This is a genomic window from Komagataeibacter kakiaceti JCM 25156, from assembly GCF_000613305.1.
In genome coordinates this window covers 1-12,771 of record NZ_BAIO01000006.1, presented here as the reverse complement: position 1 = coordinate 12,771, position 12,771 = coordinate 1, and the positions used below count along the sequence as shown (strand labels likewise).

General features: G+C 58.5%; 4 protein-coding genes, 6 pseudogenes and 2 riboswitches. Of the genes and pseudogenes, 4 read left to right on the top strand and 6 right to left on the bottom strand.

Features of this window, described 5'->3' with window-relative positions; genetic code table 11:
• Positions 1-242 precede the first annotated feature (242 nt).
• Positions 243-475, bottom strand: a riboswitch (cobalamin riboswitch).
• A 148-nt stretch (positions 476-623) separates the two neighbouring features.
• Positions 624-2,260 (bottom strand): annotated as a pseudogene (locus tag JCM25156_RS20610) (carbohydrate porin).
• 156 nt (positions 2,261-2,416) lie between these two features.
• A riboswitch (cobalamin riboswitch) is annotated at positions 2,417-2,648 on the bottom strand.
• 329 nt (positions 2,649-2,977) lie between these two features.
• Between JCM25156_RS20610 and JCM25156_RS01500 the strand changes: the two are divergent.
• Entirely contained in the window at positions 2,978-3,190 is a 213-nt protein-coding gene (locus tag JCM25156_RS01500; protein WP_010518378.1) for a CbtB domain-containing protein, read from the top strand.
• Positions 3,135-3,985 (top strand): annotated as a pseudogene (locus JCM25156_RS32505) (CbtA family protein). The gene JCM25156_RS01500 and the pseudogene JCM25156_RS32505 overlap by 56 nt, the downstream one beginning before the upstream one ends.
• 508 nt (positions 3,986-4,493) lie before the next feature.
• Here JCM25156_RS32505 and JCM25156_RS01490 read toward each other — a convergent pair.
• Complete coding sequence (locus JCM25156_RS01490) at positions 4,494-5,168, bottom strand: DUF1826 domain-containing protein (RefSeq protein ID WP_227672457.1); 675 nt, start codon at positions 5,166-5,168, stop codon at positions 4,494-4,496.
• Between JCM25156_RS01490 and JCM25156_RS01485 the strand changes: the two genes are divergently transcribed.
• Positions 5,155-6,387, top strand: coding sequence for a GTP-binding protein (locus JCM25156_RS01485; RefSeq protein WP_025811768.1), 1,233 nt, complete (start codon positions 5,155-5,157; stop codon positions 6,385-6,387). The two genes, JCM25156_RS01490 and JCM25156_RS01485, sit on opposite strands and share 14 nt — an antisense overlap.
• The gene (locus tag JCM25156_RS01480) at positions 6,380-6,712 is read left to right on the top strand and encodes a DUF6525 family protein (RefSeq protein WP_025811767.1); all 333 of its coding nucleotides are present in this window, start codon (positions 6,380-6,382) and stop codon (positions 6,710-6,712) included. Before JCM25156_RS01485 ends, JCM25156_RS01480 begins: the two co-directional genes overlap by 8 nt.
• A gap of 114 nt (positions 6,713-6,826) precedes the next feature.
• Here JCM25156_RS01480 and JCM25156_RS27445 read toward each other — a convergent pair.
• The 4 pseudogenes from JCM25156_RS27445 to JCM25156_RS20590 all read right to left on the bottom strand — a co-directional run.
• Positions 6,827-8,140, bottom strand: a pseudogene (locus JCM25156_RS27445) (helix-hairpin-helix domain-containing protein); the annotation flags it as partial.
• Between the two features lie 335 nt (positions 8,141-8,475).
• A pseudogene (locus JCM25156_RS27440) lies at positions 8,476-9,506 on the bottom strand (IS110 family RNA-guided transposase).
• A gap of 74 nt (positions 9,507-9,580) precedes the next feature.
• Positions 9,581-11,404 (bottom strand): annotated as a pseudogene (locus JCM25156_RS28465) (PHP domain-containing protein); the annotation flags it as partial.
• Positions 11,401-12,771: pseudogene (locus JCM25156_RS20590) on the bottom strand (Y-family DNA polymerase); the annotation flags it as partial. The pseudogenes JCM25156_RS20590 and JCM25156_RS28465, both read right to left, overlap by 4 nt.

Below are 12,771 nucleotides of genomic sequence, written 5' to 3'. Positions count from 1 at the left end.
GTCATCCGGGCAGGAATTGGACGCTACATGCGAGACGCCTGTGCGCCGCTGCAAAGCGGTCAATGCGGGGGTATCAAAACCCGAGAGACCAAGCGTCCCGGTCAGTAGCATGAGGGTTCACCGCAGGTCTGCGCATCATCATGCCAGTTTGTAATTGTGGAAGTGCCGTGTCGTTCAGCGACAGGCAAGCCTATGCAGTGCTGCAAAGCCGTGCTCCTGCCTCCGGTTCATCCCGCCCGGCGGCCGTGAGATCGACAGTGGCAGGTCTCCTGGCTCACGGATTATCGCAGATCGTGTCTACCTTCCCGTTGCTGATACAACAGTGCCCATTCCCCTCAGAAAATGGACGACACGACCCCATACCGCTTACAGTTGCGGGAGCAGCCACCGACTGGCTTCCGGGATGGACCCTGCCGAAGCGGAACGGTGTTCCCTTTTCATCCGTTTGCACGGAACCACTGACTATATAGAAGGCGAATATGCCACCACCTTCCACTTTTCAGCAATGTTTTCCTTTCATTGCTGATCAGACGGCCAAGTACACTCTACGTCTCATCATATTCATACGTTTTATATGATTTAACAATAATATAAATTAGTACTTTCTGTTCGTGTATTTATACTTAAAAAGTAATGCTGCTGTGCAGGCCGAAAATCGCTTCGTCACCTACGCGGCGCAAACCGGTCCAATCCGGCGCGCCGCCCGAAGGGTGCCATACGTACTGGAAATCAGGCTGCATGACCATCCACGGCGTAACCTGCGCCTGATAGGTCAGTTCAAGATGGTTTTCATTGCCCTGCACAAGCGTCTGGCTGTCGCGGTCAAATTGCCGCAGGCCGGAACTGGCGCGACCAATACCCCAGCCCAGACCGATCGTGTCGTTATCGCGCCCCTTGAACGGCGCCTTAAGATTCAGGCCAGCGTCAATGGCGAAGCTGATCTGGTTACGATCACCGCCATTACCCGTGGCGCGTACGAACACGCCCACCGAGCGGGCCGATGTGAGCGACGGCCGCCAGATCATCTGGTCGATGATACCATACACCATCCAGTTACCCCGGTCCCAGCGCGGGGTCAGGTCACTTTGTGGCGTGGCTGCGGTGGCGTTGGCCACGGCAGCTCCTAACGAACCGCCATTGCGGTTGTAACGATAGTCGGCGAACTTCGCGGTATCATAGAACCCGCCCAGCTTGTACACGCCCGGCAGGCCAGGATTCTTGGTCACGTTCGACATGTCGGCCGGCTGCGGGTTAAGCGCGTATTGCAGTTCGGTCATTAGCAGGGCACCGGTGCCCATGTTGAAATTGGTGCCGTTGGCGCATCATAGGTCTGGCTGGTGGGATCGGAATTATAGCCGCTGATGGAGCCGGTAGCCTGCTGGATGGGGGTAGAATTATAGCGGTTACCCGGCGGATTGTCGTCCGCTGCGGCAAACATGAAGGTGAACTTCTCGCTCGGCCGGTAGCGGATCCGGATGGCGGGAGACGACAGCGGCCAGGATGGCCCGCCGCCATACAGGTTGACCGAGGGCGCCATGGGCCAGCCGAAATTGGCGTTGAGGTAAAGCGAGGCGTAATCGCTGATCAGGAACTCGGTATCAAGATCCTGCTGGCCGATCTTTACGTCCAGTTTGCCGCCAAGGAAAGACTGCTGGTACCATAGTTCGAACAGGCGGGTGGAACGGTCAGCCTCAAATCCGCTGACAGGGTTGAAATTGGCCAGATGGTCCTGCGAGATCGAGCGTCCGCGTGTCTGCAGTGCGCTGACATTGAACAGCCCCCCCTTCAGCCCGAACAGTTTCTCGGTATCGACGGTCAGCGTGGGCATGGTTACACCGTCGTAGGACGGGCCGGTGCCTGATCCGCCTGCACCATCATTACCAGAAGCCGAACCGCCAGTCCCGTTGCCCCAGAGTTCATCGACTTCCTGGATGTCGAAGCTGATGCCGTGCTTGTACATCCATGACCGCGCGCCCCACATATTGCCTAGCAGGTTACCGCTGGTGTCGAGTTTATCGTCACCAGCCGCCTTCTCCGCCGCATCGGCTTGCGCGCGCTCCGAATCACGTATGGTTGCTGGGTCGATCTGCTCAACCAGCGGAGTGGAGTTGCCAAGGCGCGCCCGATCTTCCTCGATCTGGGTCTGAGGAGCCTGAGCATAAGCGGCTGAGTATGCGAAGAGACTTCCTACCAGAGTGGAATTGATAAAAAGCAAACGAGCCGAGCGTCGCGTAACGCCCGGAGAGTCAAGAAATGTCATGGAGAGAGCCTGTCGGGGAAGCGTCGGTAAAAGGAGCAACAATTCCGAATGCAGTCATTTCCCGACTGGGAAACAAACACGCATGCCATCGCGACAGAGCGTCAAAGAAGAAAATGCATCACGCCTTGATCCGCCTCCGGCTCCACCCGCCCGGCGACATATCTGAACTCGACGGTAGGTCTCCTGACTCACGGGTCACCACGTTGCATCCGCCTTCCCAACCGAAGTCAGTGGCTGCTACCCAATCTGGTAGCTGAGGACACAATGCTCGCCGTCTACAGTTGCGGGGGCAGCTGTCGACTGAACTCCCGGGGAAATTGCCCCAGCCAGAGTGATACGACATTCCCTTTTCACCCGTTCGCACGGGACCGTCGACTTGATAGACAGTATTATAAAATTCTTATCCCCAAAAAGGCAAGACAGGATAATTAGAGAAATCCCTTCCTGATGGATATTGACCGCCTGCGCTTCGGCGTTTCACCTGCAGCCGTGGTAGTTCATGTCAAATTATGTCAGGCTATGCTCTTTTAGGAGTTTTAGATTAAGGGAGAGTAGATTATACCCCTGCAGGCCATAAACGCGGAAGCCGGTGAAATCCCGGCACGGTTGCGCCACTGTAAGCAGGTGTAGAACACAATTTTCTACCCGAAAGTCAGACCCGCGCATGGCTCCGTTCCGAGCGAAACAGGACGCATTTTTCCTGAGGAGTCGTATAAAATGTCTGATACTGCAATAGGTTCCCACGCCATCCCCTCTCCCGCGCCTATTCCCGTCAGGGAGATAGCGCCGTGGTTGGTTTTCGGCTTACTGATGCTGCTGGCCCTTTATTTTGTCGGCGCAGAGGAAGGGGCGACATCAATTATTCCTGGCATGTATGTGCACGAGTGGGTGCATGACAGTCGCCATCTTCTGGGTTTCCCCTGCCACTGACATGGAAAACAGAATGATGGTCCGCACCCTACTTATTCGCGGAATGCTCGTCGGTTTTCTGGCCGGCATTCTGGTATTCAGTTTCGCAAAAGTTTTTGGAGAACCTCAGGTCGATCATGCCATTGCATTTGAATCTGCCATGGACGAGGCTAAAGCCAAGGCAGATCTGGAGCGAGGCATCCATGATGTTGAAGAGCCGGAACTTGTAAGCCGGAAACTTCAAGCCAGTTACGGATTGCTCACAGGTGTAATGGTTTACTCGACAGCGTTTGGCGGGCTTTTCGCTCTTGTATTTTCTTATGCAAATGGGCGCATGAAAAGCACAGACCTCGTGTTGTGTCTGTTCTGCTGGCGATAACCGGGATTATTGCGGTATATGTGGTGCCAAGCATCAAGTATCCTGCCAACCCGCCATCCGTAGGAAACCCGGATACAATTGGCATGCGGACAGAATTGTATTTTATAATGATGCTGGTCTCCCTACTGGGGATGATCGCAGCCACAATGCTTCAGGGACGCTTACGTCAGCAATATAATGCATGGACATCAACTTATCTTGCAGGCGCGTGTTATATTCTGATTGTCTTTACAACAGGCGAGTTACTTCCTGCGGTTAATGAAGTCCCCTCTAATTTCCCTGCTGATTTGCTCTGGAATTTCAGGATTGATTCCTTAGGCATGCAGATCATCATGTGGACCACACTGGGTCTGGGTTTCGGTGCCTTTACTGAATATGCAAATCGAAACCGGTTTGGATATCGTAATGGCGCTAACATTCAGCTTAATGCCCATTAAAATGGCTTGAAGTTAAAAACGTGAGAACTGGCGTTGACTTGAAGTCACGCCAGATACTCAATGACAATTACGAGATTTTTCCGCGATATTTATGGGAAACTCGCCAATATCCATCACAACGTACTGTTTTCGGTTGCCGATTTCCCCATGCGCCAACAGGCATAGGAAAGGGCGAAAATTTCGCGACCAGATGGTGCCCTTCCCTTTTCTTTCCACAAGCAGTCCAAAACCCAGCATCTGCCCTGACAGAACTACAGACTAATATTAAGCCCGACAATAATATCACGCGTCGCTGTTTCGTGCCCCAGTGTCATGGACACTATGCCCGCCACCGTCATGTCGGCGCTACGCCACAGTTCATCGTTCCAAACAAAGGAGCGATCGGCCCATGCTGATACGATTCAACCATGACTCGGGTTGTCCATCACACCGACAGTTCGCCCCGCTGTCGGGCAAGAGCGTTGGCGATCCTAGCCGAAAGCAGCTTGAATGCTACGGCATTAAGGCGTCATCGCCGTCCCATGCCACATGCGTCCGGATGGTCAAGGGTCAGAAGCAGGCGCGTAACAGGAACCGGGAGATCCGAGATGGGCGGCGAACGGTGCAGTACTGCCCCTTTTGTCGACCAACCGGGATATAACCGCCCTTTCAGAAGGGTGATCCAGCACGCTGGCGTATCATGGATGATCTCGCTGTCAGCATGTTTCCATTGAACCCCAGGGCCAGTGTAGGTGCACAGGAGACGTAACGGAACATGGTCAACATGAAAGCGGCGGCAACTGTCGTGTCTGACTTTTTCCAGCCGGAAGCGGATTTCGGCCAGACCTGACAGGCGCTGATAGCGACGGGCTAGGCACAGGGCATCTTCAGCAAGCGCCTGCGCGCCTGCTGGTAAAAGAGTCCGCAACTCGGTTTCAAGAATTCCAGTAGTGCCCCGACGCAGGAACAGGTCCGGGCCGTGCGCATTCCACAAGGCCGCAGCCTGCATGATATCCTGCCCGAGGTGACGTTCCTGCTGAACGATGAAACAGTCTTGCCTGTCAATGTTCTGGAACGGCATCGGGATGGCAGAAAGCGGACGGGTCGGACAGGACTGTCGCATGTCAGGGCCTTTAGGGATTGTTATATTATAACGTAACATATAAGTTCGGCGGATCGCAACCCAATGAATGGTGTCCGTCATGCGCGAAAGACTTCCGGTAACGGTTCTTTCCGGCTTTCTGGGAGCTGGAAAGACGACGCTTCTCAACCACGTGCTCAATAACCGCGAGGGCCGGAAAGTCGCGGTCATCGTCAATGACATGAGCGACGTGAATATTGACGCCGATCTGGTGCGCGACGGCAGTGACCTGTCCCGAACAAATGAAACGCTGGTCGAGATGAGCAATGGCTGCATCTGCTGCACGTTACGCGATGACCTGCTGCACGAAGTCCGGCGACTGGCGGAAGAAGGCCGCTTCGATTACCTCCTGATTGAATCAACAGGGATTGCGGAGCCGCTTCCGGTTGCAGCGACATTCGAGTTTCGTGACGAGGCGGGCGAGAGCCTGTCCGACATTGCACGGCTCGATACGATGGTCACGGTGGTGGATGCCGTCAACCTGCTGAAGGATTACGCCTCGACGGACTTCCTGCGCGACCGGGGCGAGACAGCGGGCGATGAGGATGACAGGGCGCTGGTTGAGCTGCTGGTCGAGCAGATCGAGTTTGCCGATGTGGTGGTGCTGAACAAGGTCTCGAGCGCTACGCCAGCGCAGCGCGAAGCCGCGCGGCAGGTCATTCAGGCCCTTAACGCCGATGCGGATATTATCGAAACGGATCAGGGCATCGTACCCTGCGCGCGCATTCTCGATACACACCGCTTCGATTACGACCGGGCGCACAAACATCCACTCTGGTACAAGGAACTGTTCGAATTCCACAACCATGTTCCCGAAACCGAGGAATATGGCATCCATACCTTTGTCTGGCGCGCCCGCCGCCCGCTTGTGCCCGAGCGCTTCAAGGCCTTTATCGACTCTTCCTGGCCGGGCGTGATCCGGGCGAAGGGTCATTTCTGGCTGGCGACCCGTCCGCACTGGGTGGGCGAACTGGGGCAGGCCGGAGCCTTGATCCGCACGCAGGCCATGGGGCGGTGGTGGGTAACGATACCCAAAAACCAGTGGCCGGACAGTGATGAATGGCGCGACCTGATCCTGTCGAAATGGGATCCGGTTTATGGGGACCGCCGGCAGGAGATCGTATTTATCGGCACGGCAGAAATGGATGATGCCGCCATTGCCGCGGTGCTGGATGCCTGCCTTGTGCCCGACTTTGATGTGCAGCAGTTCGATCCGTTGCTGTTTGCCCATCTGCCTGACCCATTCCCCGCCTGGGGGCAGGGAGAAATGGCGGATGCGTAAGGTGACGGCAGATAACGAACGGACATTACGCCACGAGATGTGGCGGCGGTATGCAGGCAATGACTGGGCCGCCTTTGACGCGCTGCCCCCAGCAATCCGCCAGCGGGTAACAGCGCATGCCTATGATGCCTGGTCGGTCAATGTGATGATGCTGTGGCAACATTACAAACGGCTTTATGGACGCACGATGCGCGCCGAGCGCGCGCTGATCCGGTATCTTGATTATTGCGAACGGCTGGAGCGCGAAGCTTTCGCGTCACGCTACAGCGCAGCCTACGGCATGGTCCTGCCGCATGACGCCGCCTGCGTGTCAGTGCTGAGGTAAAATCAGTATTTTACTGTCATGGCACTCGTATTTTCAGAGAGCATCCTCATTGGGATCGCCAGCCTGAAAAATAATCCGATGCTGCCCGTTGGGACGATTATGCCTGTAGAGCGTTCAATGGAAATTTCGTGCCTTAACCACGATATTTTCTCGCAAGCGACCTTGGTCATGGTCGGGGAAGACCTGTAGCGACCGGTTCCCCACATCGGCTAGCAAGTGGGAAAGATCCACAATCTCACGTGTCACGAGATGCACCACCTCCCCTTCCTTCTGCAGTCGCCCGACAACCCCAAGCATCTGGCCTGAGAGGACCACACGACGAAAGCGCTCGAACATATCGGGCCAGATAATCACGTTGATCGCCGCCGTTTCATCCTCCAGCGTCATGAACACCACGCCCTCGGCTGAACCGGGTCGCTGGCGGACCAGCACCAACCCAGCCACCGACAGGCTGCTCCTGTCCCTTGCCTCAAAGGCCTGCCGGCACGTCACCATTCCGCGCTCGATAAGATCGGCACGCAGGAACGCCACGGGATGATCCCGCAGGTCAGGCCGGTGCGGTTGTAATCCCGTGCGACCTCGGCCCCGTCCCGCATGGCTGGAGCAGCACGTCGGGTTCTTCCGCTTCACGCATGACGGCGGCTGCGGCAAACAGCTGCAGGGGTTCGTCACGTAATGCCTTGATGGCCCACAGCGCCTCGCGCCGGGCCAGACCCAGCCCCGGCCGGAAGGCGTCCGCCTCGGCCAGATGGGTCAGGGCCGTTCCCTTCACCCCTGCCCTGCGCCACAGATCGTCGACCGAGGCAAAGGGACGGTCGCCCCGCGCCGCCACGATGCGGGCGGCCTCCTCATTGGCCAGCCCTTTCACCAGGTTCATGCCCAGGCGGACGGCAAACAGCCCGTCATCCCGCTCCGGGCCTTCCAGCGTGCTGTCCCAGCGCGAGGCGTTGATGCAGATCGGCCGGATCTCGACCCCGTGTTCGCGCGCATCACGCACAAGCTGCGCCGGGGCATAGAATCCCATGGGCTGGCTGTTCAGGAGTGCTGCCAGAAATACATCCGGATGGGCACATTTCATCCAGGATGACGAATAGGCAAGGATGGCAAATGAGGCGGCATGGCTTTCGGGAAAGCCGTAACTGCCAAACCCCTCCAGTTGCTGGAAGATGCGCTCGGCAAAGGTCTCGGGATAACCGCGCGCCGTCATCCCCTCGATCAGGCGCGTGCGGAAGCGTGAGACCGTGCCGGTATTCTTGAACGTCGCCATGGCCCGGCGCAGACCATGGCCACCTGCATCACCTGTTCCTGGAACAGCGGAATGCCCAGCGTCTTCCTGAGCACCTTTTCGAGTTCCGGCGTCGGGTAGATCTCCTTTTCCTGCCCGGCCCGCCGGCGCAGATAGGGATGCACCATGTCGCCCTTATGTGGACGGCCTTTACGATGCAAGAGGTCACATTGATTGCATTGTCGTATCTTTCTTCTGCGTATTTTCGCTCCAGCGAAATGCACTGATACTGTCATGATGTGGAGATCCGGTCAGATGCGCCCTTATGTCCGGCCTGTTTATGCGAAATCCTTCGCTGGCCATCATGGGTGTTCGCTTGCGTGTCAGGCACCAATCTGGATCTCGTGCTCAATGGCACATGGGGACATTCGGTATTGCCTGAACTGCTTCTGATTACAGTCTTTCCCATCACGCGGTCAGTGCATACTGCCGGATCTACCGGGGCTTATTCCGGTATCCATCATCCTGGTGGTACATGTCAGACTATAGCGACACTGCGACCGGCCGGACGATAGATCTCTTTGCGCGACAACAAAACCCAGATGATCCGGGCCAGCTTGTTGCTAACGCCACGGTTGCCAGACGGCCCGGGCGACGTTCCAGAAGCTTGCAAAGCCATACTCCCGCAGCGCTATCCCATTTCTGTGCGCGGTAAAGCATGGATGTTGCGCTCAGAACGAGCATCTTTCTTATTTCCCGGTTGCCCGTTTTGGTAATTCTGCCCAATCGGGTTTTTCCGCCCGATGAATGCTGGCGCGGTACGAGACCAAGCCAGGCTGCGAAGTGCCGGGCCGTATCGAAGGCCCCAATATCGGTAACAGACGCGACAATCAGGGAGGCGGTTACCGGACCAATGCCCGGGATGGTCAAAAGACGGCGAGCATCTTCATCCTGTTTGGCATGTGTCCGGATACCTCCTTCCAGGTTTTCTATGCTTTCGTTCAGTCGACCATACTGTTCAAAGAGCAGCATGGTTGTCTGTTTCAGGGCATCAGGCAAATTGGATGAGGTTTCGATTTTCGCCAGAAGTTCGGGCAGACGGGCATTTCCAAGGGGAACAATCAAACCGAATTCCGCTGCAAGTGCACGCAACGCATTCACCAGCATCGTTTGCTGTTTGACCAGAAGGGTACGAGTTGAGTGCAGCGATAACAGGCTTTGCTGCTCCCGATTTTTAATCGGGACGAAGCGCGTGTCGGGATGGATCGCGGCAAGACAAATCGCGGCGGCATCAACAGCATCGTTTTTCTTGCCACGTTTGACAAATGGTTTGACCATTTCAGGGGGAATGAGTTTTACCTCATGACCGGTGTCACGGATGACACGAGCCCAGTGATGCGACGTGCTACAGGCTTCGAGTACGACCAGGCAGCGCTCCAGCCTTTCAAAGAATGAGATAACTTCACTCCGCCCGAGTTTCTTCTTGAGCAGACATTTTCCGCTTGCGTCCGTGCCATGCACTTGAAAAACAGACTTGGCGATATCCAGGCCGATTATGGTAACTTTCATCCGGGCGGTCTCCTCTGAATGGTCTTCCGACCTCATCATGGCACATTGATGTCGCATGGAGCCGTCCACCCCATCTGGATAGGACCGGGCCGGACAATGGCCACCTCGATCACCAGATCATAGAACACCCGGGGCCTGAGACGTGGCAGCATGGACATCTGGCGCGGGATTCGATCTGGAACACCCCGATCGTGTCCGCCTTCCGGATCATGCGTAGGTCCGCGGATCCTCGGCCGGAATGGTCTGCAGCGTGTAATGCTGCCCCTTGTGTTCGGCCAGAAGGTCCAGCCCTTTCTTCATGCAGGTCAGCATGCCCAGCGCCAGCACATCGACCTTCATGAATTTCAGGACGTCGATATCGTCCTTGTCCCATTCGATGATCTGGCGAGCGTCCATGGCCGCCGGTTCGATCGGTACCAGTTCATCCAGCCGGTCATGGGTCAGGACAAACCCGCCGGGATGCTGCGACAGGTGGCGCGGCACGCCGATCAGGCAGCGCGCCAGATCCAGCGTCAGCCGGATGCGCCGGTCGGACAGGTCGATCCCTGTCTCATTCAGCGCGTCCTCATCCAGCTTCCGCCCCCAGCCCCAGATCTGGCCGGACAGGGTGCGAATCAGGTCTTCGGGCAGACCCATGACCTTGCCGACATCGCGCAGCGCCCCCTTCGCACGATAACGCGTGACCACCGCCGTAAGGGCAGCGTGGTTACGACCATAATGGCCGTAAATCCACTGGATCACCTGCTCCCGGCGCGCATGCTCAAAATCCACGTCGATATCGGGCGGCTCGCGGCGCTCTTCGGAGACGAAGCGTTCGAAGATCAGCGACGTCCGTGCCGGATCGATGGCGGTAATGCCCAGCACGTAGCAGACAGCGGAATTGGCTGCCGATCCCCGCCCCTGGCACAGGATGCCCTGCGATCGGGCGTAACGGACGATACTGTGGACGGTCAGGAAATACGGCGCATAATCCATGCGCCCGATCAGGGCGAGTTCATGGCTGAGGGTTTTCCTGACCTCGGGCCGAATCCTTCGGGATAGGCCGCTGCCGCCCCTTCCCAGGTCAGGGCTTCGAGCGCCTGCTGCGGCGTCTGGCCGGGGACGGAGACCTCGTCTGGATACTGGTAGGCCAGGTCATCAAGACTGAAGCGACAATGGGCCACGATCTCACGGGTCCGGTCGATCGCCTCGGGATACCGGCTGAACAGCCGGGCCATTTCCGCGGGCGGCTTGAGGTAGCGGTCTGCATGGCGCTCCCGCGCGAACCCGGCTTCATCGATGGTGGTGTGGTTGCGGATGCAGGTCACCACATCCTGCAGGATGCGCCGGTCATGGGTGTGGAACAGCACGTCATTGGTCACGACCATTGGCACCCGCGCCTGATGGACGAGGTTCGCCAGTTCATACAGCCGCATCTGGTCATTGGGCCGGCGCCGTAGGGTCAGCGCCATGGAGGCCCGGTCGGCAAAGGCGTCCTTCAGCTTGCGCAGATGCAGGGCGCAGGCATCATCCGCCGTATCCGGGAGCAGGATCACAAGGAGGCCCTCGCCCCATGCCACCAGATCCTCCCAGAGCAGATGGCATTTCCCCTTCCCGGCCCGGGCCTTGCCAAGGCTCAGCAGTCGGCACAGGCGACCATAGGCGGCCCGGTCCGTCGAGTAGACCAGCACGGGCGCGAAATCGGCGAGGTCGAGACGGCAGCCCACGACCAGGCGGATGCCGGTCTCTTTGGCCGCGACATGGGCCTGCACCATGCCTGCCAGGGAATTGCGGTCGCAGATCCCCAGCGCTTCAATGCCAAGGGCCTTTGCCTGCTCGAACAGTTCAATTGGTGAGGACGCGCCGCGCAGGAACGAGAAATACGTCGTCACCTGCAGTTCGGCGTACTGCACACTCATTCAAAGAGACCGTGCAGGAACCAGCCCTGCGAACCCGTTTCACCATGTTCGCCATCCCCGGTCCGGTAAACCCAGAATGTCTCTCCGCTGGTGTCTTCCACCCGAAAATAGTCCCGCACGGTGGTCAGTTCGGCATCGCCTTCCACCATTCGCCAAACACCCGCTCGGGGCCATCAGCGCATCTGATCCGGCGGCGGATGCCACGCCAGATGAAGAAGACCGGCGGATGGTCGGGCAGTACCGCCATGGTCTGGATCGGCTCGGGACGGGGCAGCAGGCGCGTGGGGCGCGGCCAGTGATCAGGCCAGTCCCTTGCGTCCTCGGATGCGAGGGCAGGCACGCGGCAGACGGCCCGTTCCGGCACGTCGCTTTCCACCGGGGCGAAGCGATACAGGGCCTGCGTGCCGACACGGTTGGCAAGGGTGTCGATCAGGTCGGAGACGTCGGCCTCTTCCTCCTCGATCAGGGCGGATACACCCTGGCGGTGCAGGATCGGCTCGGCCAGTGACGCCGTCAGCACCATGCGCTCGATCCCGAAGCCGGATCGATGGTCTCGATCCTGTCACAGAGCAGACGGGTCAGGCGTCTGACGTCCCGCACCGGCATGGCCGTGGCCACGCGGACGGCCTCGGTGCGGCTGTCCACCCGGTGCAGCAGCAGGTCGAGGCGACGCACGCCCTGCTCGCGTTCCTCCAGCCCGGCGCACAGGGGCGGGACGAGTTTGGTGATGTAGCGGGCTATGGTCTCGGCTGCGCTGATCGGTTCGGCAAAGTTCCGGCTGACCTGCACCGGCGTCTGCAGCCGGACCGGGACAATGGCTTCCGCCTGCCGTCCGAAAGCCTGGTCCAGCCTGCGGGCGACATCCGGACCGAAGCGCAGGGCCAGCGGCGCACGCGGCATGCCGGCCAGCGGGCCGATGCGTGATACGCCCAGCCCATGGAGGCCATCGATGATATCCACCGGCAGGCGCAGGGCTTCAATGGGCAGGTCGGCAATCGCTGCCGCAGTCTCACCAGGCGGCACGAGGGTGATGCGTTCCCGGCCATAGCGCGCCAGCGCATGGGCCGCACCCCATGTATCGGCAATCGCGGCCCGGGCCGTGATCCCGGACTCCTTCAGGCGGGTAACCATGTTCTCCAGCATGACGGCCTCGCCCCCATGCAGGTGATCGGCACCGGTCGTATCCAGCACGATGCCGTCTGGCGGATCGGGGGCCACGATGGGGGCGATGCGGTGCTGGAACCACAGGGCCAGCCGCTCCAGCCCTGCCCGGTCACCGTCCGGGTCGGCATCCATGATGAGCAGATCGGGATGGAGCGCCTGCGCTTTCGCGACAGGCGTGCCGGGACGCAGGCCCAGCCTGCGGG

What these genes read in the sequence shown, in the direction of transcription:
- JCM25156_RS01500 (WP_010518378.1), top strand. Translation starts at nt 2,978, where the DNA reads ATGTCTGATACTGCAATAGGTTCCCACGCCATCCCCTCTCCCGCGCCT.
- JCM25156_RS01490 (WP_227672457.1), bottom strand. Translation starts at nt 5,168, where the DNA reads ATGACGGACACCATTCATTGGGTTGCGATCCGCCGAACTTATATGTTA.
- JCM25156_RS01480 (WP_025811767.1), top strand. Translation starts at nt 6,380, where the DNA reads ATGCGTAAGGTGACGGCAGATAACGAACGGACATTACGCCACGAGATG.
- JCM25156_RS01485 (WP_025811768.1), top strand. Translation starts at nt 5,155, where the DNA reads ATGGTGTCCGTCATGCGCGAAAGACTTCCGGTAACGGTTCTTTCCGGC.